This is a genomic window from Adlercreutzia sp. ZJ141, assembly GCF_011038965.1.
Taxonomy (GTDB): Bacteria; Actinomycetota; Coriobacteriia; order Coriobacteriales; family Eggerthellaceae; genus ZJ141.
Window position 1 is genome coordinate 190153 of the sequence record NZ_JAAKEB010000001.1, and the last position, 26351, is coordinate 216503.

The following is a 26351-nucleotide window of genomic DNA, read 5'->3' on the forward strand; positions in this document are numbered from 1 at the left end:
CTGTGGCGTGAAAGAGCAAGCGGAAGGGGAGGACTGAGAAGAGGGGCTACCAAGGGGATAGTAAGAACTATCAGGAACCACCTGCGACGGGACGAAATGTGGTGGGCCCGGCCGGATTCGAACCGACAACCAAAGGATTATGAGTCCCCTGCTCCACCGTTGAGCTACAGGCCCGCGCTCGCGCTGCTCTATTTTAGCGAACCGCCGTGAAAACGCCAGAAGGAATCGCAATTTTTTCGAAAATTCCCCCTTGCGCTTAAGGGGGGAATGCTTATAATACAGTCTTGCGCGATTGAGGCGCGATATTCCTCGGTAGCTCAACGGCAGAGCATCCGGCTGTTAACCGGAGGGTTGTAGGTTCGAAACCTACCCGAGGAGCCAGACATGATAAGGCTCGTCCGCGGACGAGCCTTTTTGCTGCGATATGAAGGTGGGAAGCGAATGCGCGAGAAGCTCGAGAAGATCATCAAAGCCTACGAGGACCTTCAAATGAAGATGGGTGACCCTGCGGTGCTCGCCGATCAGAAGGAGTACAACCGCCTAGCTAAGGAATACGCCAATCAAGGCCCGTTGGCGGCGAAGGCGCGCGAGTACGTGCAGGCTTCCGACGATTTATCGGCCGCCAAGGAAATGCTTGACGATGCCGATATGAAGGAGTTTGCGCAAGAGGAAATCGCCTCCATCGAAGAGCGGCTTCCCCAGCTGGAAGAGGATATCAAGTTCATGCTCATACCGTCCGATCCGGCTGACGAGAAGGACATCATCGTGGAAATCCGCGCGGCTGCCGGCGGCGACGAGGCAGCCATCTTTGCGGGCGATCTGTACAAGATGTACATGCGTTTCGCAACTGAACAGGGCTGGAAGACCGAAACCATGGATGTGTCGGCATCCGAAGCTGGTGGTTACAAGGAAATCCAGTTCAAGGTGAAGGGCGATCACGTGTACTCGGTCATGAAGTTTGAAAGTGGCGTGCATCGCGTGCAGCGCGTTCCCAAAACCGAAAGCCAGGGCCGCATTCACACCTCCACCGCAACCGTTGCAGTGCTGCCCGAAGCCGATGAGGTTGAAGTGGAAATTAACGAGAACGACCTGCGTATTGATGTGTATCGAGCCGGGGGCCCCGGTGGTCAGTGTGTGAACACCACTGACTCTGCAGTGCGTATCACGCATATTCCTTCCGGCTTAGTGGTGCAGTCGCAAGACCAGAAGAGCCAGCTACAGAACAAGATTGCGGCAATGAGCGTGCTGCGTGCGCGCCTGTACGAGAAGATGCTCGCCGAGCAGCAAGCCGCCGAAGGTGCCGAGCGCCTGGCGCAGATTGGATCGGGCGACCGCGCCGAGAAGATTCGCACCTACAATGGCCCGCAGGACCGCGTGACCGACCATCGCATTGGCTACAACGGCACGTATAACGGGGTGCTTTTGGGAGCGGGCGGCGCGGGCTTATCCGAGCTGATCACGGCGTTGCAGGCAGCCGATCGTGCGCGGAAGTTGGAACAGGCCGTTGACTAACGACGTGTGGACCGTCCGTGCTGCCCTCGACTGGACGGTTGGCTATCTGGGGCGCAAGGGCGACGAAAACCCGCGGTTGTCGGCCGAGTGGCTCGTCTGCGAAGCGTGTAACATGAGTCGCGTTGAACTGTACGTGAACTTCGATCGGCCGCTTTCCCCTGACGAACGCGCGGTACTGCGCGGTTTTGTGTCGCGCCGTGGCGCGGGTGAGCCTTTGCAGTACATAACGGGGGAAGTGGCATTTCGCTACATTACGCTTGCGGTCGAACCAGGCGTGCTTATTCCCCGGCCTGAAACCGAGGTGCTTGTAAGCGTGGCACTTGCCATGCTGCCGCCCGAGCCGCGCCGACGTGCTGTCGACTCAACGATGACCCCCGATGAAACGGCTGCAATGCTGGTGGCAGCTGCTGCAAAGTTGCAGGGTGAAGTTGCGGCTGACTCGCAGGGGCTTGGTGTGGTGACGAGTGTTGACAGTGTGTCACTGTCAGATAGTGTGTCTCTATCCGGCAGTGCGTCCTTGGACGCGGCGAATGCAGCGCACGCAGCGGACCGAGTCGTACCGCTGCTGGTAGCCGATATTTGCACAGGTTCAGGCTGTATTGCTTGCTCGCTTGCGCACGAGCGCTCCGATGTGCACGTTATTGCGACCGATATCGCCCCTGAAGCTGTGTCGCTTGCGACGCGTAATGCTTCGCGGCTTGATCTACAGGATCGTGTGGGCATCATCGCGTGTGATCTGGGCGAAGGCGTCGACGTTGATCTTGCGGGATCGTTTGACCTTGTTGTGTCGAACCCGCCGTATGTTCCCACGAACGTGCTACGCGATATTCCCCGTGAGGTTTCTGATTTCGAGCCGGCGCTTGCACTTGATGGAGGTACCGATGGCTTGTATGTGTTTCGTCGGCTGGCGGCGTGGTGTATGATTGCGCTTAAACCGGGTGGCGCGTTTGCGTTTGAGCTGCATGAAACCTGCCTAGACGCTGCACGGGATTATGCGTACGACCTGGGGTTTGAACACCTTGCGATAGATGTCGACCTGGCGGGCCGTCCGCGCGTTCTATCAGGCAGAAAGCCCGCGTAGTGCCAAGTGGGAAAGCATTCGGGGGATACGATGATTAATTTCGCCACCCCTGCGCAAGGTTAGACGGCACGAGCCAGCATTTTTGAGAGTACGGTTTCGGCACATACCAGCACAGTGGCAACGTGAGGAAGGTTCACATTATGAACTCTGTGGAAAATGTCTTACAAACTCACCTCGAAGCGTCGTTGAACGTGCTGCAAAAGCGGCTCGACGGTCGTACCCCGCGTATCGGCATTATCCTCGGGTCGGGCTTGAACCCGTTTGCCGACAGCATTGCCGATGCAGTGCGTATTCCGTTTGCCGAGGTACCACACATGAAAGTTTCCACTGCCAATGGCCATGTGGGCCAGTTCGTGTGTGGTAACGTTGCCGGCACGTGCGTACTCGCCATGCAGGGCAGGCTGCACGGTTACGAGGGTGTGAGTTCGCAGGATGTGGCGTATCCGGTGTGGCTTATGGAAAAGCTCGGGGTAGGCATACTCATCACCACAAACGCCGCCGGTGCGCTGAACTCGGCATATCATGTGGGCGACTTCTGCATCATGTCCGACCAGATCAACTTCACGGGACGAAATCCCATAGCGGACGCAGACCCAGCGCGCATGGCCGATCGGTTCGTGTCTATGCTTGATGCGTTTGACCCCAGCCTGCGCGCCATTGCACACCGCGTGGCGAATGCGCATGGTATCCGCGTACAGGAGGGCGTGTACGTGGGTCTGCTTGGACCGAGTTTTGAAACGCCGGCGGAAATACGTATGCTGCAGGCGTGGGGCGGCGACACGGTTGCCATGAGCGTGTGCGAGGAAGTTATCGCCGCGCGACATGTGTGCATGCGTGTGTTGGGTATCTCGCTTGTGTCGAATATGGGCTGCGGTATTGATGGTGCTAACCCATCTGATTTAGGAGTCATTGACGTAGCTGCCACGCGTGCCGACGATTTCAGTCGCTTGATCTGCGGTATCGTGGAGCAGCTGTAAGCGTTCGAGTACTGCGTACGGGCGGCTACGAGCAAGGAAAGAGGACATCTATGAATGGGCGCGGCGTGCGTGTACACGAAACGGCATCCATTGCGAACACCGCCGTCATCATTGGCGATGTGTCGGTGGGAAAGGATGCGTCGGTACTGCCTGGTGCCACGTTGCGTGGTGATTCAGGGAGTCGTGTTGTCGTAGGCGAACGGACAAACGTACAGGAAGGGGCGTGTCTTCACGTGAGTGAAGGGCACGACACGATAGTGGGCCAAGGTGTGACGATCGGCCACGGTGCCATCGTGCACGGTTGTACGGTTGGAGACAACACGCTTATTGGTATGGGCGCCATCATCTTAGACGGAGCACGCGTAGGCGCAAACTGCATCGTAGGGGCAGGTTCTCTTGTGACCGGCGGGAAGGTGATTCCCGATGGCATGTTGGCGTTAGGCAGTCCCGCAAAGCCAGTTCGCCAGCTAACGTCTGACGAAGTGGAGACAAACCGTCGCAATGCCGATGAGTACGTGCACATCGGTCGCGAGCTCGCCGAAGCCGGTCATGCTGTTCTCGCTTCGCCTAAGTGTGCTGATTGCGCGAATTGATGCCGTCTGGCGAAACCCGACGGCGGCACGCAATTTGCAAGAGTATACTTATCGCTCAACAAGTTCATACATGAAATGCGTTGAAGAGGAAGAGTAGGGAACAATCCCATTCACAGAGAGCCACCGGATGGTGAAAGGTGGCAGTGGGACGGTCCGAACGCCCCCTCCGAGCAGTTCAGGGTGAACACCACGTGCCGATGTGGACGATCTCCGCAGATGGCACATGGTAAGTAAGCTGAACCGGTGACTCCGTTATCCGTCACGCCCGCAAGGGGTGGTAAGTCGATCGAGGTCCTGGTGCAGCGCATCGGGATTTTTTGTTTTCGGCGAGCGCTCGAGTGTTGGTGTGGCGCGAGAGTGTCGGAGGCATGGACACGAGCAGGGAAGGAAGGCAAGCTTATGGAGCTGAAAAGCGACTCCGTCAGATGCGGCGTAGCCCGCGCACCGCATCGCAGCCTGTTGAAGGCAGACGGCGTAACTGATGAGGAGATGAAGCGACCGCTCATTGCTGTATTCAACTCAAGAAACGACATTATCCCCGGTCACAACAACCTGGACAAGATAGCAGATGCGGTGAAAGCTGGCATTTATATGGCTGGCGGCGTCCCATTCGAGGTATCAACCATTGGCGTGTGCGACGGCATTGCTATGAACCATTTGGGTATGCACTACTCGCTCGTGTCGCGCGAAACTATCGCCGACTCTTTCGAGATTATCATGAACGGTCATGCCTTCGATGCGGCCGTATGTATTCCCAACTGCGACAAGATTGTGCCAGGCATGGTACTTGGCGCTTTGCGCGTGAACGTTCCCACTGTCTTCGTGTCGGGCGGGCCTATGCTCGCTGGCAAGCAGAAGGGGGGATGCGGCCCCACCACCGACCTGAACACGCTGTTCGACGGCGCGGCGGCGGTGATGAATGGCACCATGACCGAAGAAGAACTCGCTTATTTCGAAAACACCGCGTGCCCCACGTGCGGCAGTTGCTCGGGCCTGTTCACGGCGAACTCCATGAACTGCTTGTGTGAAGCATTAGGTATTGCGCTTCCAGGAAACGGCACCATTCCTGCCGTGTATTCCGAGCGCATTCGCCTGGCTAAGCACGCTGGCATGAAGGTGATGGAGCTTCTCGAGAAAAACGTGCGCATCCGTGACATCGTGTCTGCGGCCGCTATTCACAACGCCATGGAATGCGACATGGCCTTTGGCGGCTCCACAAACACCGTGCTGCACCTCACGGCAATCGCACAAGAGGCGGGGCATCCCATCACTATGGACGACTGGGACGCTGCAAGCGCTCGTACGCCTCACTTGTTGAAGCTGCAGCCGTCTGGCCCGCGCCCGCTCTCCGACTTGTACGAGGTAGGAGGTGTGCCGGTAGTCATGCATGAACTGGCCGAACTTGGTTTGCTCGACGAAAGTGCGCTTACGTGCATGGGTCCTTTGCCCGAATACCTAGAAGCGTGCTGTCCGCCGGCCGACGGTGAGGTGTGCCGCACGCATGACAACCCGCTTTCGCCGCAAGGTGCCTTGCGCGTGCTGCACGGCAACATTGCACCTGACGGTGCTATCGTGAAGAAGAGCGCGGTGGCGCCAGAGATGATGAAGCACACGGGCCCTGCCAAGTGCTTCGATTCTGAAGAGGCAGCGTGCGATGCCATCAACTCCGGCAAGATTGTCGCTGGCGACGTGGTAGTTATTCGCTACGAAGGTCCTAAGGGCGGGCCGGGAATGCGCGAGATGCTCACGCCTACGAGCTCTATCTGCGGCATGGGTCTTTCGTCAAGCGTGGCACTTATTACCGACGGGCGTTTCTCCGGCGCCACAAAGGGTCCGGCCGTTGGACACGTGAGTCCTGAAGCTGCAGCCGGTGGCCCCATTGCACTCATCCAAGACGGCGACTTGGTAACTGTCGATATTGAGGGTGGAGCACTCACGCTCAATATCAGCGACGAAGAACTCGAAGCCCGTTGTGCCGCGTGGACGGCACCCGAACCGAAGCACAATCATGGCGTGCTCGCCAAGTACGCGCGCATGGTCACTTCAGCAGATAAGGGGGCGTATTGCTCGTGAGCAAGAAGAATCAAACTGTCGCCGCCGATGCGTGTCTCATAGGCACGCCACGGGGGTTGGGCAGCAAAACCGACAAGCAGGGTACGCGCATGACCGGCGCGCAGGCCATCATAGCATCGCTTGAAGCTGAGGGTGTCGACCTCGTGTTCGGTTATCCTGGCGGTCAGGCTATCAAAATCTATGACGCGCTGTACGACAGCACGCAGATCACGCACGTGCTTGCACGCCACGAGCAAGGCGCGGTGCACGAGGCCGACGGTTACGCGCGTGCCACGGGTAACGTGGGCGTGGTGCTGGTCACGTCCGGTCCTGGTGCTACCAACACGGTTACCGGTATTGCCACCGCTTACATGGACAGCGTGCCGTTGGTGGTGGTGACCGGTCAGGTTCCCCGCGGTGCTATTGGTACCGACTCCTTCCAGGAATCCGACATTGTGGGCATCACCATGCCCATCGTGAAGCACAGCTACTTGCTGCAAAACGTCGAGGACATTCCCCGCACGTTCCGCGAGGCGTTCCATATCGCCAGTACAGGGCGTCCTGGTCCGGTGCTTATCGACGTGCCGAGCGACCTAAACAGCGAGATGATCACCTTCGAGTATCCCGACGAGGTGAACCTGCCATCGTACAAGCCGAATTACCGTGGCAACGCCAAGCAGATTCGTGCAGCGGTAAATGCCATCCGTGAAGCACACAAGCCTATTCTGTATGCCGGCGGTGGCGCCATCACCTCCGGTGCGTCGGCTGAGCTTATTGAGCTTGCCGAACGCATGCAGATTCCTGTGGTCACGACGCTTATCGGCAAAGGCGTGTTTCCGGCCAGCCATCCGCTGAACATGGGAGCAGTCGGCATGCACGGTTCGAAGTACTCGAATTTGGCCATGACCGAAAGTGACCTGATCATCGCTGCAGGTGCGCGCTTCTCGGATCGCGTGACGGGCAAGCTCTCCGAGTTTGCGCCGCATGCTAAGGTGGTGCATATCGATATTGATCCGGCAGAGATCGGTAAGGTGCGCGAAGCACAGGTGCCTATCGTGGGTGATTTGAAGGGTGTGCTCGCGGGTATCAACGCTGCGCTTGCGAAGGAAGGGGCAACTCCCAACGATGAGGAATGGATCGCGCAATTAAGCGAATGGCGTGAGCGCTTCCCATACTATCATCCGAGCATTGATGAGTCGGAGGGTGGCATCGTTCCAGAAATCGTCATGCAACAGCTTTCCGCCAAGCTCGATCCCGCGGGAAGTGTTGTGGTTACCGAGGTGGGCCAGCACCAGATGTGGGCACATCAGTACATCGACCGTGAGTTGCCGCGCACGTTTGTGTCGAGCGGTGGCGCGGGAACCATGGGGTTCGGCTTCCCGGCTGCCATTGGTGCGGCCATCGGGTGCCCCGGCAAGCAAGTGGTGTGCATTGCTGGTGACGGGTCGTTCCAGATGAACAGCCAGGAAATGGCCACTGCCGCCATCAACGGCGTGCCGGTGAAGGTGCTAATTTTGGACAACCGTTGCCTTGGTATGGTGCATCAGTGGCAAAAACTCTTCTATGAGGGACGCTATTCATCCACCGAACTTGCTGCGAACCCCGATTTCGTGAAGCTTGCCGATGCGTACAGCTGGCGTGCCGAGCGTGTAAGTGCTCCAGAAGAGGTTGACGAAGCGCTCGATCGCATGCTTGCTGCGGACGGTCCGTACCTGCTTGACGTGGCTATTTCGCGCGATCAAAACGTGTATCCCATGGTTGCTCCGGGCAAGGCGCTTGACGACGTGATGGGTGCCATTGACGTTGCGGTGGGCGCGGTTCGCACGGAAATGCCAGCAAGTGCGCAACCTTCACCCGAGGCATCACCTTGCGCTCGCGTGGACGCGCAGTTCGGCGGACGTTGGAACAGCGACCCGAGTGATACGAAGCCTCGTATGTCAGCAAGCCAAGCTGCTATCGATCTAGCGCCGAGCACGTTGGGCTCAAAGCCGGATGCATCGCTTGTCGATGCGTCCGATGCGAAGGAAGGGGAGTAGTCATGAAGCACATTCTCTCTGTTCTAGTTGAGAACAAGCCAGGCGTGCTGTCGCGCGTGACCGGTCTGGTGTCGCGCCGCGGGTTCAACATCGAGTCGCTGTCTGTTGGCCCAACGGAAGATCCCACCATGTCGCGCGTGACCGCCATCGTGAACGCCGACGACGTAGGTTATGAGCAGATTACTAAGCAGCTGCACAAGCTCATCAGCGTGTACAAGATTAACGACCTCACCGACGAGCGGGCGATCGAGCGCGAGCTGGCGCTGTTCAAGGTGAACGCCGCACCTGAGCGCCGCAGCGAGATCATCGAGATCTCGAATATCTTCCGCGCTAATATCGTGGATGTGGGTCGCGGGTCGCTGACTATCGAGGCAACCGGCGACGAGGACAAGCTGAAGGGTTTGGAGGACTTGCTGCGTGCGTACGGCATCAAAGAGATCGTGCGCACCGGTAAGATCGCTATGAGCCGCAATGCGAAGGAATAGCGCAACACCGCCGCGCGCAGACAAAGGAATGGCAGGTAGGTCACTATCTGTTACTATAAGGGAACGAACAGCTGACACGAAAGGAACGAGATAATCATGGCTGTTACTATCTACTACGAAGAGGATTGTAATCCGCAGATCATCCAAAACAAGAAGATCGCCGTTATCGGCTATGGCTCCCAGGGTCATGCTCATGCGCTGAACCTGAAGGACTCGGGTTGCGACGTGCGCGTTGGTTTGCGCGAGGGTTCCAAATCGGCCGCTGCTGCTGAGGAAGCGGGCCTGAAGGTGATGTCTACGGCCGACGCCGCCAAGGAAGCCGATCTTATCATGATCCTCGTTCCCGACGAGCTGCAGGCACAGGTGTACGAAGAGTCCATTGCTCCCAACCTGAACCCGGGCGACACGCTGGCCTTCGCTCACGGCTTCAACATTCACTTCGGCTACATCAAGGCACCCGAGGACGTGAACGTCATCATGTGCGCCCCGAAGGGTCCGGGTCACATTGTGCGCCGTCAGTACACCGAAGGCTCTGGTGTGCCTGATCTCGCGTGCGTGGCACAGGACGCCACGGGTGATGCGTGGGATATCGCCATGTCGTACTGCTGGGGCGTGGGCGGTGCCCGTTCTGGCATCATCAAGGCCACGTTTGCACAGGAGACTGAAGAAGACCTGTTCGGCGAGCAGGCCGTGCTTTGCGGCGGTTTGGTTGAGCTGGTGAAGGCAGGATTTGAGACGCTGGTGGACGCAGGATACCCGCCTGAGCTTGCCTACTTCGAGTGCTACCATGAAATGAAGATGATCGTTGACCTTATGTATGAGAGCGGCATCCACTTCATGAATTACTCCATTTCCAATACTGCCGAGTACGGCGAGTACTACGCTGGCCCGAAGGTTATCAACGAGCAGAGCCGCGAAGCCATGAAGCTCATCCTTGAGCGCATCCAGAACGGCGAGTTTGCGCGTGAGTTTGTTGCCGACTGCAAGAACGACCACAAATGGCTCGTTGAGCAGCGCGAAGCCATCAACGACCACCTCATCGAGCAGACCGGCGAGAAGATTCGCTCGATGTTCAGCTGGATCAAAAAATAGGTTCGCTTTCGGACGTAGGCACTTTTGTGTGCTTGCGTGAATTTGCGTGAACGAAAAAGGAAAGCCGCCTTGTGCGGCTTTCCTACTAGATGGGGAAAGGAATGGTTGCGTCATGCTGCTGAATTGTCTGCTCGTAGGCGCTGGTGGGTTTGTGGGTTCGATTGCTCGCTACCTGCTTGGGCTTCTGTCGGTAACCGACACCGCTGCGGGTTCTTTTCCTGTTGCGACGTTTGGTGTCAACGTTGCGGGCGCCTTCCTCATCGGTTTTGTAATGGCGCTGTTCACTAAAGGAACGGGTATGAGTCCGCAGCTGCTGCTGTTTTTGAAGGTGGGCATGTGTGGCGGTTTCACTACGTTCTCAACGTTTAGCTTAGAGTCGTTGTCGCTTATCGAGAGTGGGCATGTGGGCATGGCTGCGGTATACATGGCCGCTAGTGTGGCTGCATGTCTTGTTTCCGTTGCGCTTGGCTCGTGGGTAGCGCGCTAAGGAAACGCTGTGTCGTCATATACTCTGCACCCTCTGTGCACCCTTTCGTGCTTGAACGACCGGTTGCGTGAAATTTCGCTGCCGTGCGACGCTGCTGTGCGGTTTCGCCCTATCATAGGGGCATTATGCTTCGTGCGGTGCCGCGCGCCGCACTCAACCGATTCCGAAGCAAAGGTGGTTGCCGCTATGACGAAGAAGATTCTCGTTGCCGATCGCATGGCCGATGAGGGGATTGAGGTTCTGCGAAACGCTGGATACGAGGTTGACGTAAAACTCGATATGACCCCTGACGAGCTTGTCGCTACGATTCCGCCCTATGATGCGCTCATCGTGCGCTCGGCCACGCCGGTCACGCGCGAAGCAATTGAAGCAGCTCAGAACCTGAAAATCATTGGGCGGGCGGGCGTGACGGTCGACCGCATCGACGTTGAGGCTGCAACCGAGCATGACATCATCGTGTGTAATGCGCCCACGAGCAATATCGTGTCGGCCGCCGAACACACCATGGCACTCATGCTGGCCTGCGCTCATAACCTCGCACAGGCTAACGCCAGCATGCACGCTCATAAGTGGGAACAAACCGGTTTCATGGGGGTAGAGCTCTACGGCAAGACGCTTGCTATCTACGGGCTGGGTCGCGTGGGTGGCTTGGTTGCTGAGCGTGCGAAGGCCTTCGGCATGAAGATCGTCGGGCATGACCCGTTCTGTAGCCGCGAGCGTGCCGAGGCGCTTGGCGTTGAACTGCGTGAAACCGTGCTTGAGGCACTTGCCGATGCCGACTTTATTACCGTGCACGTGCCGCGCACCAGAAATACTGTCGGCATGTTTGGTCCGAACGAGTTCGCTGCCATGAAAGACGGTGTCATCTTGCTGAATGCTGCAAGTGGCGGTATTTTCGATACCGAGTCGATGGCCGATTTCATCGCTGCGGGCAAGATTAGTGCGGTAGGCGTGGACATGCACGATCAGGAGCCGTGTTTTGACTCGCCGCTGCACGAGTTTCCTAACGCCATTCTTACGCCGCGTTTGGCGTCGGCAAGTATCGAAGCGCAGCGTCGTGCCGGCACGCAGATAGCCGAGTATGTGATGGCGGGTCTTGAAGGGTCGCTTGTGGTTACCGCAGTAAACGCGGCACCTCTGTCGGCTGAGGTAATTGGGTTGGTTGGCCCGTACGTGAACGCCTGCGAGATGATGGGTCGTATCATCGCTCAAATCAAGGGCGGCATTCCCCGCAACATTCATGTGACCACGGCAGGTCTTATCTCAGAAAGCGATCCCACTGCACTGGTGGCTGGTGCCTTGAACGGTATTCTGTCGTATCGTCGTGCGGGTACGGTGTCGGTCATTAACGCGGCGTCAGTGGCGCAACGTCACGGCATCAAGGTGTCGACGTCGACTATGGTTGACGCCGGTGAGTATGCCTCAACGGTGAGTATTTCTGCGGCGGGGGTGGAGGCTGGTACCACGTTGTACGGATCGTCGCAAGCGCCACGCATCGTGTCACTGCTTGGGTATAAGATCGACATTATCCCTGGTAAAAACATGCTTGTGTTTGAGTACCTGGATGCGCCGGGTCGTATTGGTGTTATTGGAACCGTGCTTGGAGAAGCGGGTGTGAATATTACTACTATGCAGATCGGCACGAAGGTAGACCAAGACACTGCGCTCGTGGTTATGAACGTGGAAGGCGATGTGCCTGATGAAGTGCTTGAGCGCCTCCGTGCGGCGATTGATGACCTGAAGAGCCTTATGCATATTAAGCTGTAAAACTGTATATAACTGTGGTATTATGGCCCGAATTTGATTGAACCGAATCGAGGCGACAGGGAAGGAAAGGTGAGCCATATGACTCGAAAAATTAACATTTTCGACACCACATTGCGCGATGGCGAGCAGTCGCCAGGAGCGTCGATGAACACCGAGGAAAAGCTGGTTGTCGCGCGTCAGCTGCTGCGTTTGAACGTGGATGTCATCGAGGCTGGCTTTCCCATATCGAGTCCTGGCGATTTTGAAAGCGTGCGTCGCATCGCTGAACTTGCAGGTGACGACGCTACGGTCGCTGGTCTCACCCGTGCGGTACACAAGGACATTGATGTGGCTGCCGACGCGCTGAAATATGCCAAGCGTCCTCGTATTCACACCGGCATCGGCGTGTCGCCCTCACACTTACATGACAAGCTTCGTATCACCGAAGAGCAGTGCATCGAACGCGCCGTTGACGCAGTGAAGTACGCTAAGGGTTATGTGGAGGACGTACAGTTCTACGCTGAAGACGCGGGTCGTTCTGACTACGACTTTCTCGTAAAGGTTATCCAGGCAGTCGTTGACGCAGGCGCCACAGTGGTAAACATTCCCGACACTACGGGTTACTCGCTGCCCGAGGAATTCGGTGCCCGCATCGCGTACCTTATGGAGAACGTGCGCGGCATCGAAAATGTTACGGTGTCGGTGCACTGCCATAACGACCTTGGTATGGCCACCGCACTTGCCATGGCGGGTGTGAAAAACGGCGCTACGCAGGTGGAATGCACCATCAACGGTTTGGGTGAGCGTGCAGGCAATACCGCCATGGAAGAAGTGGTCATGGCCATTCGCATGCATGAGGCCGAGCTTGATGCGCATACCGACATCAACACGCGTGAGTTCATTAAGGCAAGCCGTCTGGTGAGTTCTATTACGGGCATGAACGTGCAGCCCAATAAGGCCATTGTGGGCGCGAACGCGTTCGCTCATTCTTCAGGCATCCATCAAGATGGCGTGCTTAAGAAGCGCGATACCTACGAGATTATCGATCCGGCCGATGTGGGCGCGGGGACAAGCCAGATTGTACTCACGGCACGTAGTGGGCATGCAGCGCTGAAACATCGCTTGGAAGAGCTTGGTTATGAGCTTGAAGGTGAGCAGCTCGATCAGGTGTATGAGGCGTTCTTGAACCTCGCCGACAAGAAGAAAGAAGTTTACGACGAGGATCTGGAAAGCTTGGTACAGGAGCGCGACCGCGTTGAGCAAAGTTCGGCATACACGCTGGTAGGCGTGCAGACGAGCTGTGGTACCGACATGATTCCTACGGCAACGGTAACGCTGCGTAACGCTGCCGACCAGACAGTGACTGCGTGCGACTTCGGCACCGGTCCGGTAGATGCAATGTATAAGGCGGTAAATAAGATCGTCCAGGTGGAGAACGACCTCACCGAGTTCAGCGTGCAATCGGTTACCCGTGGCATTGACGCGCTGGGTGAAGTAACCATTCGCGTGATGGCACCCGATGGAGAGGTGTATTCGGGTCGCGGCGCTGACAACGACATCACCGTGTCGTCGGCAAAGGCGTACGTGAACGCATTGAACCGCCTGATCAACGACAAGGCACAAGCGCACGCGAGGTAACCACGCCGTGTAACTGGCATATGTTTCACAAAGCCCCGGCAAGCAGGTGTCGCGCCGGGGCTTTGTGTGTAGTAATGCAGTAAGGGAGAAGCTCATGTTCGATAAGTACGCGCTTGCGAGTGTCATCAATGATGCCTTGGGCGATAATATTGCTATGGTTGACGAACCTCTGTCTGCGCACACTACGTTTCGCATCGGGGGGCCAGCGGCTGTGTACGCGCGTCCGGCTAGCGTTGATGCGGTCGCGCAAATCGTGCACATCTGCGCGCAGGCGGGCGTAGAACTTCGTTGCATTGGTTGCGGCAGTGACCTGTTGGTCAGCGATGATGGCATCGATTGCGTGGTCATGGAGATAGCCGACGCTCTGTTAGACGTGCGTGTGGAAGGGTGTCGCATCATCGCGCAGGCGGGTGCCACGAACAAGGTTGTGGCCGATGTGGCGTGCAAAGCGGGCCTTTCCGGCTATGAGTTTGCCAGCGGTATCCCGGGAACCGTTGGGGGAGCAGCTATTATGAACGCGGGCGCGTACGGTGGCGAGTTCAAGGACGTGTGTGTGTTGGTTCGCTGTGTCATGCCCGATGGAACACTGCGTGACTATACCCACGACGAGGCGCGATGGGCTTATCGTACGAGTGCGTTTGATGCTGATAGTTGCGTGGTCGTGCAGGTTGAACTGGAGTTATGTGAAGCTGATGCGGCCGTGGTGTGTGCGCGCATGAACGATCTTGAAGCACAGCGTGCGAGTAAGCAGCCGCTTGATGTGCCCAGTGCTGGTAGCACGTTCAAGCGGCCCGTTGGGTACTTCGTTGGCAAGCTTGTGCAGGATGCCGGTCTTGCCGGCTACCGCGTGGGCGGTGCGCAGGTGTCCGAAAAGCACACCGGCTTTGTGGTGAACGCTGGCGGTGCTACGGCGGCTGATGTGCGCGCGCTTATTGATCACGTGCAGCGCGTCGTGTACGAGCGCTTTGGCGTACAGCTCGAGCCCGAAGTGCGCATGTGGGGTTTTGACGTGCTCGATGCGCCGGATACGCCGGATACACCAAACGGGCGCTCGTCGTAGCGCTTGCAGCTCTGTTCGGTAGTGTTACGAACAGCTATTTCTCGCAGTTTTGGTGGGTGGTTTGGAATTCTTCGAGCATTTCCTGCCCTTTTTGCGGATTTTATGGTATAAACAATCAACCGTGCGCAGCAGCCGCGCGCCATACTTTCGATTCTCGTGAGAAAGTGGGAGTTTTCCCGCTTTCTTTTGTTATGAGGGCATGGCTGCGCTAATGGGCGCAATCTGAAAAGATGTGAAACGTACGATGAGGAATGGAGGTGCGTATGCTTACCGCGAAAGAACAGCAGCTGCTTGATGCGTTGTCGCCGAAGGCGGAGAGCGAACAGGTTGAGATCGTCACCGTTGAAGTCGTTGGAGCGAGTAAGGCGCCCACTATCCGTGTCTTCATCGACACCGAAGACGGCGTGAGTTTCGACGTGCTGTCGTCGGCGCAAGCGTGGATCAACGACATTATGGACGAACTCGATCCGTTCCCTGGTGCTTACACGCTTGAAGTGTCATCCCCGGGTATCGATCGTCCGTTGCGCACACGCGAGCATTTCGAACGCTTCGCCGGCGAGAACGTGTCGGTGAAGACCGCAGGCAAAATCGAGGGACGTTCGACGTTTTCCGGCAAGCTTTGTGGCATAGACGGCGATGACGTACTCGTTGATGTTGACGGACAGCGCATGCGCGTTCCGTTTAATGCCATCAAGCGAGCTCGCATTAAGGGAACTATTAATTTTAATTCGTAACGATACAGTTTCACGAAAGCATACGACGTCGAAAGGAAGCACAGTGGCAACTTCTGAACTAATCGAAGCGCTCCAAGCGTTGGCTCATGAGCGCAAGATTGATGAATTCTACCTCATCGAGCGTCTTGAGCAGTCGTTGGCGAAAAGCTACGAACGCATTCTCGATTTGGAATGGGACGCCCGCGTTACCATTGACCGCCAAACAGGGAAGATTTACGTGTACGAGATGATTCCCGTGGGTGAGCCCGACGAGGAAACTGGCGAGTACGCCGAGTTTGAAGAGCGTGACGTTACGCCGAACGACGTGAGTCGCATTGCCGCCCAAAACGCCAAGGGCGTCATTGCGAGCTTGGTTCGCGAGGCGGGTCGTCAGTCTATCTACGAGGAATTCTCTGGGCGCGTGGGCGATCTGGTGACCGGCACGGTATTGCAGGGCACATCCGACTTTACCATCATCAAGATTCGCGAGGGTGTTGAAGCAGAGTTGCCCCACTACGATGCGAAGCGCGCAACTGATGAGCGCAACGAACGTCCGGCTGGTGAACACTATCGCCACAACCAGCGCTTGAAAGTGCTCATCATTGACGTGCGCGACCCTTCCGCTGACACACCACGCATGCGCGGTGACCAGGCACGTCCGGCCATTATTGTATCCAGGACGCACCCCGACCTCATTCGTCGTCTCTTCGAGATAGAGGTTCCGGAAATCTACGATGGCATGGTGGAAATCAAGTCCATCGCCCGCGAACCCGGCGCTCGCAGCAAGGTGGCTGTGGCATCACGCGAGGCGAATCTTGATCCGGTGGGTGCGTGCGTTGGTCCTAAGGGCAGTCGTGTGCGCATGGTGGTTGAAGAGCTGCGCAACGAACGTGTCGATGTTATTCAGTGGAACGAGGATCCGGCCATCTATGTGGCCAACGCCTTGTCGCCTGCCAAGGTGACGCGCGTGATTGTCGACGAAGAAAGCCACTACGCGACGGTGGTCGTGCCCGACGATCAACTGTCGTTAGCCATCGGCAAGGAAGGTCAGAACGCCCGACTCGCTGCGCGGTTGACCGGTTGGCATATCGACATCAAGTCAACGAGCTTTGCCGGTGAGCCTCTGCGTGCGCAGGATAACATGCTCATTGACGAGGACGAGCTTGAAGAGGACGAGGAAACGTGCGTGTTCGTGAACGACGAGGGCGTGCGCTGCCGCAACCATCGACGCCCGAACAGCAGGTACTGCGGTATTCATGCCTCGCAGGATGAAGTTGTCGACGAGGCGTAAAGGAAAGACAACCATGGACGTGCAAAAACGGGTGCGCACTTGCATATCTTGCGGAGCGAAGAGCGACAAAACGTTGCTGTATCGCATCGTGCGCGCATCCGATGGAAGCACGTCGTTTGATAGCACCGGCCGTGCTGCCGGCAGAGGAGCATATGTGTGCTCGTGGGCGTGCTATGTTGAAGCTGCTCGGAAGGGTAAGCTCGATAAAGCGCTGAAAACCAAAGTCAGCCAGGAAGATTACGGTCGGATAGGCGCCGAGCTCGCTGCGGTTTGTGGCGACTCGGAAGCTTAAGTGAGGAGTGGTATATGGCAAGTATGCGCGTACATGAGTTGGCGAAGGAATTCGATATGTCCAGCAAGGACCTGTTAGCCAAACTCCGCGAAATGAAAATTCCCGCTAAGAGCCATGCGAGCGTGCTCGCGGATGCCTATGTCGACAAGATCAGGAAGAACCTTGAGCCCGAGATCAGGCAGCGTGCTGGACAGCTGGCTGACGAAGAGGCCCAAAAACTTGCCGAGCAGCAGGCTGAAGCGGAGCGTCAGAAGGTCGAGGAAGAACGCGCACGCCGCGAAGCGGTGGAAAAGGAGCGCGCGTTGCGCGAGGCCGAGCGCGCACGCCGTGCGGATTCTACACAGTCAGACGTCGCGGAAGATGCTGACGCTCGCACCGCACCGCATAAGGTGATAAGCACCCCCTCGCCGTTCGAGAGCCTGGCCCACCAGATCGAAAGCGAGAAAGAGCGCGTTGCTCGCGAGGCTGCCGAGAAGAAAGCCCGCGAGCGTGCTGAGCGAGCACGCCGCGAAGTGGCGAAAAAGCAAGCGGTTGAGGCGGCGTTGCGCAATCGTGGCCGCAAGAGTGGTAAGGCTGCTGTATCGCATACCCCTGCACCGCATCGCCCGTCGGCACCCGCTCCTGCGGCAACGAGGACGAAGAGCAACTTCGATTCGCTGCTTTCCCAGATTGAGGCTGAGCAGCAGCGTATACAGGCGCAAAAGCAGCAAGCGCCCTCGCCCGCACCTGAGCAGCGCGCAGGCGGACGCCGAAAAGGGAAGAAGGGGCATGCCGGAAAGCAGTATGTGCCGGAGCTTGAAACGCCGGTACAGTCACACTCCGAAGATCGCTACGCTCAAATGGCCGTGCAGGCTGAAAAGCTTCAGCGCGACAAGGTGCTCGAAGAGGCTCGTGCCGCTGTTGCAGCCGCCAGCACGCACGAAGGTGAAGGGCGCCGTAAAAAGCGTAAGCAGAAACGCGAGCAGGAACAGCGCGAACGGCTTGAGCAGCAGGCTATCGAGAAGGGTCTCGACCCGGCACTCGTACTTGATGACTCCGTGGTGGAGATTCCCCAGGGAGCCACTGTCGCCAAGTTCTCCGAGCTTTTGGGTGTGCAACCCAACGATGTTATCAAGCGTTTGTTCTTGCTGGGACAGGTGCTCACTCTCACACAGTCGATGAGCGATGACATGGTGGAGCTCATCGCTGACGACATGGGTCGTAAGGTGCGCGTGGTGTCTCCTGAAGAGGAATACGCTGTTGTGTATAACGACAGAGAAGAAGACTTAAAGCCTCGTCCTCCTGTAGTTACCGTTATGGGACACGTTGATCACGGCAAGACGTCACTGCTCGACGCCATTCGCGACACCGGTGTGGCGCTGGGCGAGGCTGGTGGCATTACTCAGCACATTGGCGCGTCGGTAGTAAACATTAACGACCGTCAGATTACCTTCATCGATACCCCTGGTCACGAGGCGTTTACCGCCATGCGTGCCCGTGGTGCTCAGGTAACCGACGTCATCGTGCTCGTGGTGGCGGCTGACGACGGCGTTATGCCCCAAACCATTGAGGCTATCAACCACGCGAAAGCAGCCAACGTTCCAATCGTGGTTGCGGTGAATAAGATTGATAAGGACGGCGCGAATCCCGACCGCGTGCGCCAGGAACTCACTGAATACGGCGTGATCCCTGAGGAATGGGGCGGTTCGAACATGTTCGTGAATGTGTCAGCCAAACGACGCCTACACATTGACGATCTGTTGGAAACAATTCTTTTGCAGGCTGACGTGCTGGAGCTTAAGGCAAATCCTGACGCTGAGGCTTCGGGATTTGTTATCGAGGCGAACCTCGACAAGGGTCGCGGTCCGGTTGCAACTGTTCTCGTGCACCGCGGTACGCTGCATCCTGGCGATGTGGTGGTTGCGGGTATGTCGCATGGCCGTGTGCGCGCGTTGGTTGACCCGCGCGGGGCTCACGTTGACGCCGCTGGTCCGGCCGATCCCGTTGAGATTTTGGGTTTGAGTTCGGTGCCGGTTGCCGGCGACGAGTTCAGGGTGTTTGCAGATGAGCGCGATGCGAGGAAGCTCGCCGAAGAACGTGCGTTGCGCGCCCGCTTAGCCGAGCAGGAGCAACGCTCCCACATGAGCTTGGATGACCTGTTCAGTCGCATCGAAGAGGGTAAGCAGACCGACCTTAACCTCATCGTGAAGGCCGACGTGCAGGGCTCTATCGAGGCGCTGCGCGATGCATTCGAGAAGATGGATCAGTCCGAGGTGCGCATCAATATCGTTCACTCGGCGGTTGGTGGCATCACCGAAACCGACGTCACACTGGCTGCGGCATCTGATGCTATGATCATCGGCTTCAACGTGCGTCCGACCGGCAAGTCGAAGAGCCAGGCCGAGAAGGAGAGGGTGAGTATTCGCCTGTATCGTGTCATCTATGAGGCTATCGAGGAAATCAACGCCGCGCGTGTGGGATTGTTGTCCCCCGATATTATCGAAGAAGACACCGGCATCGCCGAGGTGCGCGAGACGTTCAAGGTACCGAAGGTTGGCACCATTGCGGGTTGCTACATTACAGAAGGCGAGATTAGCCGCGACAACAAGGTGCGTATCGTGCGCGAGGGAACGGTTGTCTTCGAGGGAACCATTGCGAGCTTACGCAGGTTCAAAGACGACGTGAAGTCGGTGAAGCAGGGCTACGAATGCGGCATTGGCGTAACCGGTTACCAGGACCTGAAGGTAGGGGATACCATCGAAGGTTACGTGGTGAAGGAAGTCGAGCGCACCGAATAACGTTGTTCCGCCGTGCTAGCGCAACGGCGGAACAACTCGATGCTGCGGGCTTTGAGCATTGTCTGTTCGCGAAGAGAGACGGGCAATGCTCAGTCGCTCAAGCAGTCCTGCTCGCGTGCCATGTCAACCTCGTCTGACCAGACAGGGCAAACTTGACCGGACGTAACAAACTTGTAAGGCTATCGGGCCACATGACCTGATAGCCTTCTTCTGTACAAAACAAAAAAGGAGGTGCACCATGAAACAGGGTGCTTCTAACCGTAAGGTGAACGAGCAGGCGCGCGAAACCATTGCGAGCATTCTACTGTTCGATATATCTGATCCACGCCTTTCGTTGGTTACCATTACTGGGTGTGAAGTCAGCTTCGATCGCAGCGCGTGTAACGTGTTTTATACAGCTGAGCCCGACCAATACGATGACGTAGCGGCTGCATTCGAGAAAGCGTCGGGGCGCATCCGTTCGCTTATGGCACACCGGTTGTCGTGGCGCGTTACACCCGTGTTACGCTTTCTTTTGGACACGAGTATCGATGAAGCCGAACGCATCGCGAACGCACTGGCAAGCGACGCCCAGCGAAACGCTGAGTCGCATGGCACCGATGAGAATTTAGCATCTTCGTAGGAGGTTTCATGGCATCTGAAACACAACCGGTGTCAACACTTGCAGACATTGCTGCCATGCTTTCAGAAAGCAAGACAGTGGCTATCTGCGGGCACGTGAGCCCCGATGGTGACTGTATTGGCTCGCAGTTAGCACTTCAGCTTGCTTTAGAATCGCTTGGTAAGCGCGTAATTGGCTTGCTCGCACAAGATGAGCCTATCGATGAATCGCTTTCCTTTTTACCAGGAGTCGATCGGCTGATTCCGGCTGCTTGTTACGATGGCGCAGAACTCGACGCCTTTGTGGCGGTTGACGTACCAACGACCAAGCGTATGGGAGAAGCCGCAACGACTATCATGCGTGCAGCACACCACGCTGCCGTCATTGATCATCATGCTGCTGATGAGTCATTAGTGGCACTGGCTCACATTGACCCGCAAGCACCTTCGGCATCCACGCTTGTTTGGCAGTTGGTATGTACACTCGGTGCTGAACGTGTTCGCGGGGTTGCTGAGTGCTGCTATGTCGGGTTGCTTACCGATACCGGCCGCTTCCAGTTCCAAAACACCACACCTATGGCGTTTGCCTGCGCCTCCGAGATGGTTGCAGCAGGGGCTGATCCCGCCTATATTGCGCGTGAGGTGTATCAGAATCGAAGCTTGGCTTCGCTTGCGCTTGAGGATCGAGTCATCGAGCATCTTAAGTTCTCTGACGATGGCGCATGTGTTCTCAGCTGGCTTTCTGCGACGGATTTTGAGCAAACAGGTGCGGTAAAAACTGACGCCGATGCACTTATTGGTACGATCCGAAGCTTGCGCGGTGTGAGAATTGCCTGCATGCTGCGTGAGCAGGAGGGTGCGGTGCGAGGAAACCTGCGCGCCAAAGACAACACCGATGTGTCGGCCATCGCGCGCCGCTACGGCGGCGGCGGACATAGGGCGGCAGCTGGTTTCACACTCGAATGCTCGCTTGACCAAGCACGTATAACAGTTATGGAAGATATGCAGGCAGCCTTGGTCAGTTCCGAGGAAGGCTAAAGCCGATGAAGCGTGGGCAATCGGGGCACTGCTTCGTGCTGGGAATCGACAAGCCAAGCGGCATGAGTTCCCATGATGTGGTGAACGCGTGTCGCAGGGCATTCAGTGAGCGGCGGGTGGGTCATACCGGAACGCTCGATCCTTTGGCAAGTGGCGTGCTTCCCATTTGTGTGGGAGCAGCAACTCGGCTTGACCAATACCTGACTGGGCATGATAAAACCTATGAGGTTGACATCCGTTTTGGCGTGGGCACTGACACCGATGACGCTGCCGGAAATGTAGTGAAGCGAGGCGTGCCCGCACGTGCGCTTTTCGACGAAAACGTCGCCGAAACCTATCTTCATTCAATCGTCGGCCCGCAAAAGCAGCTTCCTCCCGCGTATTCGGCTATTAAGGTTCAGGGTAAGCGAGCTTACGCCGCCGCGCGGGAAGGGACCATTATCGATTTGGCGCCGCGCGACATAGTCGTACGTGACGCCCGTCTTATGAGTATAACCGAGGCTCCTGACAGCTTCGATCCGGTGTGGACGGTGTTGTTTTCCGTGTCAAAAGGAACCTATATCCGCTCGCTCGCGCGCGATGCCGGCATTGCGCTGGGATGTCCGGCGCACGTAGCCGCGCTGCGTAGAATCCGCTGCGGCAACGTAGGGTTGGATGATTGTATGCAGCTTGACGCGCTGGGATCGGTCGAACCTGTGCTGCTCGATCCCATAAAAATGCTGGGGTTTCGGTTCGTGTTTTGCTCAGAAAACCTGTCAGCTAAAGTGGCGAGTGGTATGAGTATGCGATGCGACGCCGTGGAACTATTCGAATATAGCAGGGTTACGACGATGCTCGGGTGTGCGTGCACGTCGGGGGTGGTAGCGTCGTGCGAACCTTTGCACGATGGCGAGCGTATCTGCATGATAGCGGACAATCGGCTGAAGGCCATCTATCGCTATGATGCCACGCGCCGGGGTTTGCGGCCGGATTGTGTGTTTCAGGTGGGGGTGCAGCGTGGCTGACGTGTTGGTAGCCGACGATTCCTTTGACCGGACGGTGTTTAAGGGCGCTTCGTGCGCCTTCGGAGTGTTTGATGGTGTTCATCGGGGACACCGCTTTCTCATTGATGCAGCTTGTAAGACTGCTTATCAGTCGGGCGGCACCTCTGTCGTGATCACCTTTGATCGCGATCCTGATGAGCTATTTCGCCGTGCCTTTCTGAAAAAGCTTATGACAAACAACCAGCGCATCGATATGCTTGCTTCGCTTCCCATTGACTATGTAGTTGTGTTGCCGTTCACGCCCGAGTTTGCAGCGGAGTCACCGGAAGCCTTCCTGCGAAGCGCGTTTCGCGGCACGCCTCCCGCTTTTCTGCACGTAGGATGCGATTTCCGTTTCGGAGCAAAGGCGGCGGGCACAGTTGACGATCTGTGTGCCTGGGCAAATGCAGGTGTAACGCACATCTGCCCGCACGACCTTAAAAGTGCCGACGGACTGCCTATATCGGCTACGCGCATTCGCGGCTTGCTTGCCGAGGGTCGTGTGTTCGAGGCGAACGCCCTGCTTGGCCGACCTTACCTTATGAGCGGTTCGGTACTGCACGGGCGAGGCGAAGGTGCCGACATGGGGTTCGCGACGGCGAATTTGTTCGTTGACCCGCTGTTGCAGGCGATTGGTGACGGGGTGTATGCTGCGTGGGTAACCGTAGGCGGTGTGCGCTACCGCGCGGCTGTGTCGGTGGGTGTTGCCCCTACGTTTGCTCATAGCGCAACGGCGACTTGTGAAGTGCATATTCTCGATTTTGCTGGCAACCTGTACGGCCACGTTATCGACATTGAGTTTATGGAATGGTTGCGACCCATGATGACGTTTTCCTCTACCGATGCGCTCATTGCCTGCGTGAAAGGCAACATTGACTGGGTGCGAGCCAACCTGTAGCCCCTTTCACCGAGCGTATCTCCGCATGCGTGAATAAGCTAATCTTGATTTGCTCATGTTTTGCTAGAGTGGTCTTCGTACATTTGTTGGAAGCATTGGAAGAAGGAGGGTGACGAGTGGCTACATTGGGGTTTCTCATCTTGTTTCCCCTGTGCGTGGGCATCGTGCTGTTCGCGGTGCGCGGCGAACAGGCCAGGAAAGCGATTGTGATCGGTTCGTCCGTAATCATCGCCGCCTGCTCGCTGTGGCTCATCGCAACGAATTTGGGGAGTTCATGGACCGGTTTCAGGTTCTCTTCGACAGTCGTTGATTACTGCTGCACGGCAATTGGTGTGCTCATTGCGGGTATCATCTTGTATTACGGCGTTCGCTACAAGAATGTTCTGGCATGCGTACTCGCCGTCATTCAGGTGGTGGGATCGCTCATCTTCGAGTTTGTATTCGCCCATGGTGTCGATGTTGTGTTTGGACTGTACTTCGACTCGCTTTCGCTGATCATGACGTTCATCATTGGCGTCGTGGGCACGGGTATCTGCGTGTATGCTCTTGGCTATATGGAAGATTTCCAGGCTCACGAACCCGAAGATGCACCTGATCGCAGACCGTTCTTCTTCGGCGTTATGTTTATCTTCCTGTCGGCGATGTACCTCATCGTGTTCTCTAACAACATGGTGTGGATGTTCACTGGCTGGGAGGTGACCACGCTGTCATCGTTTTTGCTCATTGGCTATACGCGAACCGAAGAAGCTATTGCGAACGCTTTTAGGCAAATCATTATGAACCTATTGGGCGGCATTGGTTTTTTGGTTGCGCTGTTCTCCGTGGTGGTGCTGTTCAATACGTTGTCGCTGCAGGAGTTTATTCGTCTCGGCGGTGCGTATCCGATGCTTGCAGCTCTGCCGTTGGCGGCGCTAGCGTTTGCGGGCATTACCAAGGCGGCACAGATGCCGTTCCATACCTGGCTGCTTGGTGCCATGGTTGCTCCTACGCCCACCAGTGCTTTGCTCCATTCGTCAACCATGGTGAAGGCTGCGGTATTCTTGCTGTTGAAGCTCGCTCCGCTTATGCTCGTGTCTCCTGTTCCGGCGGCCATGACTGTGCTCGTTGGTGGCGTCACCTTCATGATGTGCTCGTTTATGGCTATCTCGCAGAGCAATGCTAAACGCGTTCTGGCATACTCCACCATCGCGAACCTGGGCCTGATCGTGGCCTGTGCGGGCGTAGGCACGCCTGAAGCGGTGTGGGCTGGCGCATTCTTGATGGTGTTCCATGCGGTTGCCAAGTCGCTCCTGTTCCTGTGTGTGGGCACGGCTGAGCATCATATCGGCAGCCGCGACATTGAGGACATGGACCTGTTGTTTGAGCGTATGCCGCGTTTGGCTCGCTTCATGATGCTTGGCATTATGGTCATGTTCGTAGCACCGTTTGGTATGCTGGTGGCGAAATGGGCTACGCTCATCTCGTTCGCCGATATGGGGCAGCTTGCACTCATCTTATTGCTCGGGTTTGGGTCGGCTGCAACGTTTATGTTCTGGGCGAAGTGGCTCGGCAAGCTTGCTGGTGTCGCGCAGCGGGTAGAAAACGTGGAAGGCAGCGTGCATCGTTCAGAATGGTCAGCTATTCTGGTCATGGCAGCACTGTCGGTACTGGCGTGTATCAATCTGCCCCTACTTTCGCGCTGGCTCGTTGAGCCGTACGTTGTCGGCATCTACGGCATCGCAGGGCAAAGCATCCCGATGGTTGATCTACTCATAGCCGCCGCACTTACAACCGTTATCGTCATTGTGCTGTTTGCTGGGCTTGGAAAGAGCCGCCGCCGTCAGGTGAGCGTGTATCTTGCAGGCGCTTCGGCCGACAATGAAAACCGCATTTTCCGCAACTCGATGTCGGGCGAAACCGAAGCAACGGCTCATAACTGGTATCTGACCGACGTGTTTGGCGAGAAGAGTATGGCGCCTATCGGTTCAGTATGCTGCATCATCGTCATGATTCTGGGCGTGGTTGTATCCGCTGCGTTCACGACCAAGGGCTTCGGCCTTCTTTCGGCCGTGCTCTCGCTCTTTGGTCTGTAAGGGAGGGGTGCAAGCATGAATCTGCTTTTCACTCTCATCGGCATCGTTGCCTTCGCCGTTTTAGCGCCGTGCGTCGGCTGTTTGTTGGCAGGTCTTGACCGCGTCATCAGTGCACGCATGCAGGGTCGCGTTGGCCCGCCGTTGCTGCAGCCCTACTACGACGTGCGCAAGCTTTTGCAGAAGGAAGCCGCGTCGGTGAACAAAGTTGAGGACACCTATATCACCTGCGCATTGGTGCTGTCCATCGTTGCCGGCGGCATCTTCTTCTCGGGTGGTAACCTGCTGTTCAGTATTTTCATCATCACGCTTTCAGGGCTGTTCTTTATCGTGGCTGCGTACTCATCGCGTTCGCCCTATGCCGAGGTTGGTGCCCACCGTGAGACGCTGCAGGTGATGGCCTACGAGCCCATGATGTTGTTCATGGCTGTAGCGTTCTACCTGGCTTCTGGTACGTTTAATTCAGCAGGTGCTCTGTTCTTCGCTGTTCCAGCGGTCACCGTACTCTGGCCGGTGTTTCTGGGCTTTATGTTCGTACTCACCATTAAGTTGCGTAAGTCGCCGTTCGATCTGTCGTACTCGCACCATGCTCATCAGGATCTTGTGAAGGGCATCACTACCGAAATGAGCGGACCAACGCTTGCCAAGGTTGAGATTATGCACTGGTGTGAGAACGTATTGTTCCTCGGCTGGACGGGGCTGTTCTTCATCTGGGCGAACCCTGCTTCTATCGTACTGGCGATCGTGGTGGTACTTGCTGTGTACTTCCTTGAAATCTGGATCGACAACAATTTTGCCCGTGTGAAGTGGCAGTTCCTGCTGCGGTCGGCCTGGATCGTTGCTCTGGTGTGCGGTCTGGTCAACATCGGGTTCCTCATGTATCTGTAAAGGA

Annotated in this window: 22 protein-coding genes and 2 tRNA genes; 23 read left to right on the forward strand and 1 reads right to left on the reverse strand. The window is 56.8% G+C overall.

Features of this window, described 5'->3' with window-relative positions; genetic code table 11:
• Nucleotides 1–99 precede the first annotated feature (99 nt).
• Nucleotides 100–174: transfer RNA gene (locus G7Y44_RS00835), tRNA-Ile, on the reverse strand.
• Between the two features lie 132 nt (nt 175–306).
• Here G7Y44_RS00835 and G7Y44_RS00840 point away from each other — a divergent pair.
• The 23 genes from G7Y44_RS00840 to G7Y44_RS00950 all read left to right on the forward strand — a co-directional run bounded on the left by G7Y44_RS00840 (nt 307) and on the right by G7Y44_RS00950 (nt 26347).
• Nucleotides 307–381: transfer RNA gene (locus tag G7Y44_RS00840), tRNA-Asn, on the forward strand.
• Between the two features lie 60 nt (nt 382–441).
• Nucleotides 442–1512 carry a peptide chain release factor 1 gene (gene prfA, locus G7Y44_RS00845; RefSeq protein ID WP_165044258.1) on the forward strand — a complete coding sequence of 357 codons (1071 nt, stop codon included), beginning with the start codon at nt 442–444 and terminating at the stop codon, nt 1510–1512.
• Nucleotides 1505–2593 (forward strand): N5-glutamine methyltransferase family protein, encoded by a 1089-nt coding sequence (locus G7Y44_RS00850; protein WP_165246773.1) that lies wholly within the window; start codon nt 1505–1507, stop codon nt 2591–2593. Before prfA ends, G7Y44_RS00850 begins: the two co-directional genes overlap by 8 nt.
• A 140-nt stretch (nt 2594–2733) precedes the next feature.
• On the forward strand, nt 2734–3570 hold the full coding sequence (locus G7Y44_RS00855) for a purine-nucleoside phosphorylase (RefSeq protein ID WP_165246775.1): 837 nt from the start codon (nt 2734–2736) through the stop codon (nt 3568–3570).
• A 50-nt stretch (nt 3571–3620) separates the two neighbouring features.
• Nucleotides 3621–4163 carry a gamma carbonic anhydrase family protein gene (locus tag G7Y44_RS00860; protein WP_165246777.1) on the forward strand — a complete coding sequence of 181 codons (543 nt, stop codon included), beginning with the start codon at nt 3621–3623 and terminating at the stop codon, nt 4161–4163.
• A gap of 399 nt (nt 4164–4562) precedes the next feature.
• Nucleotides 4563–6236 carry a dihydroxy-acid dehydratase gene (gene ilvD, locus G7Y44_RS00865; RefSeq protein ID WP_165246779.1) on the forward strand — a complete coding sequence of 558 codons (1674 nt, stop codon included), beginning with the start codon at nt 4563–4565 and terminating at the stop codon, nt 6234–6236.
• Nucleotides 6233–8251, forward strand: a complete 2019-nt coding sequence (ilvB, locus tag G7Y44_RS00870) for a biosynthetic-type acetolactate synthase large subunit (RefSeq protein WP_305793579.1) — start codon at nt 6233–6235, stop codon at nt 8249–8251. The genes ilvD and ilvB overlap by 4 nt, the downstream gene beginning before the upstream one ends.
• A 2-nt stretch (nt 8252–8253) precedes the next feature.
• Entirely contained in the window at nt 8254–8736 is a 483-nt protein-coding gene (ilvN, locus tag G7Y44_RS00875; protein WP_165044097.1) for an acetolactate synthase small subunit, read from the forward strand.
• A 96-nt stretch (nt 8737–8832) separates the two neighbouring features.
• Entirely contained in the window at nt 8833–9828 is a 996-nt protein-coding gene (gene ilvC / locus G7Y44_RS00880) for a ketol-acid reductoisomerase (RefSeq protein ID WP_165044099.1), read from the forward strand.
• A 112-nt stretch (nt 9829–9940) separates the two neighbouring features.
• On the forward strand, nt 9941–10315 hold the full coding sequence (crcB, locus tag G7Y44_RS00885) for a fluoride efflux transporter CrcB (RefSeq protein ID WP_241158135.1): 375 nt from the start codon (nt 9941–9943) through the stop codon (nt 10313–10315).
• A 186-nt stretch (nt 10316–10501) separates the two neighbouring features.
• The gene (gene serA, locus G7Y44_RS00890; protein WP_165246781.1) at nt 10502–12082 is read left to right on the forward strand and encodes a phosphoglycerate dehydrogenase; all 1581 of its coding nucleotides are present in this window, start codon (nt 10502–10504) and stop codon (nt 12080–12082) included.
• Between the two features lie 78 nt (nt 12083–12160).
• Entirely contained in the window at nt 12161–13699 is a 1539-nt protein-coding gene (locus G7Y44_RS00895; RefSeq protein ID WP_165044103.1) for a 2-isopropylmalate synthase, read from the forward strand.
• Nucleotides 13700–13793: 94 nt separating this feature from the next.
• On the forward strand, nt 13794–14759 hold the full coding sequence (gene murB / locus G7Y44_RS00900; protein ID WP_165246783.1) for a UDP-N-acetylmuramate dehydrogenase: 966 nt from the start codon (nt 13794–13796) through the stop codon (nt 14757–14759).
• Nucleotides 14760–15022: 263 nt separating this feature from the next.
• Nucleotides 15023–15493, forward strand: coding sequence for a ribosome maturation factor RimP (rimP, locus tag G7Y44_RS00905; RefSeq protein ID WP_165246785.1), 471 nt, complete (start codon nt 15023–15025; stop codon nt 15491–15493).
• A 43-nt stretch (nt 15494–15536) separates the two neighbouring features.
• A complete protein-coding gene (gene nusA / locus G7Y44_RS00910) occupies nt 15537–16763 on the forward strand; it encodes a transcription termination factor NusA (protein WP_165044108.1) in 1227 nt (408 codons plus the stop codon).
• 13 nt (nt 16764–16776) lie between these two features.
• Nucleotides 16777–17055 carry a YlxR family protein gene (locus G7Y44_RS00915; RefSeq protein WP_165044110.1) on the forward strand — a complete coding sequence of 93 codons (279 nt, stop codon included), beginning with the start codon at nt 16777–16779 and terminating at the stop codon, nt 17053–17055.
• A gap of 14 nt (nt 17056–17069) precedes the next feature.
• A complete protein-coding gene (infB, locus tag G7Y44_RS00920; protein ID WP_165246787.1) occupies nt 17070–19832 on the forward strand; it encodes a translation initiation factor IF-2 in 2763 nt (920 codons plus the stop codon).
• A 238-nt stretch (nt 19833–20070) separates the two neighbouring features.
• Nucleotides 20071–20454: a 30S ribosome-binding factor RbfA gene (rbfA, locus tag G7Y44_RS00925; RefSeq protein ID WP_165246789.1), complete on the forward strand. Its 384-nt coding sequence runs from the start codon at nt 20071–20073 to the stop codon at nt 20452–20454.
• Nucleotides 20455–20462: 8 nt separating this feature from the next.
• Nucleotides 20463–21470, forward strand: coding sequence for a DHH family phosphoesterase (locus G7Y44_RS00930; protein WP_165246791.1), 1008 nt, complete (start codon nt 20463–20465; stop codon nt 21468–21470).
• 5 nt (nt 21471–21475) lie between these two features.
• On the forward strand, nt 21476–22474 hold the full coding sequence (gene truB, locus G7Y44_RS00935) for a tRNA pseudouridine(55) synthase TruB (protein WP_165246793.1): 999 nt from the start codon (nt 21476–21478) through the stop codon (nt 22472–22474).
• Entirely contained in the window at nt 22467–23390 is a 924-nt protein-coding gene (gene ribF / locus G7Y44_RS00940; protein ID WP_165246795.1) for a riboflavin biosynthesis protein RibF, read from the forward strand. The genes truB and ribF overlap by 8 nt, the downstream gene beginning before the upstream one ends.
• A 116-nt stretch (nt 23391–23506) precedes the next feature.
• Entirely contained in the window at nt 23507–25462 is a 1956-nt protein-coding gene (locus G7Y44_RS00945; RefSeq protein WP_165246797.1) for an NADH-quinone oxidoreductase subunit 5 family protein, read from the forward strand.
• A gap of 15 nt (nt 25463–25477) precedes the next feature.
• Nucleotides 25478–26347 (forward strand): complex I subunit 1 family protein, encoded by an 870-nt coding sequence (locus G7Y44_RS00950; protein WP_165246799.1) that lies wholly within the window; start codon nt 25478–25480, stop codon nt 26345–26347.
• The last annotated feature ends 4 nt before the right edge of the window (nt 26348–26351 follow it).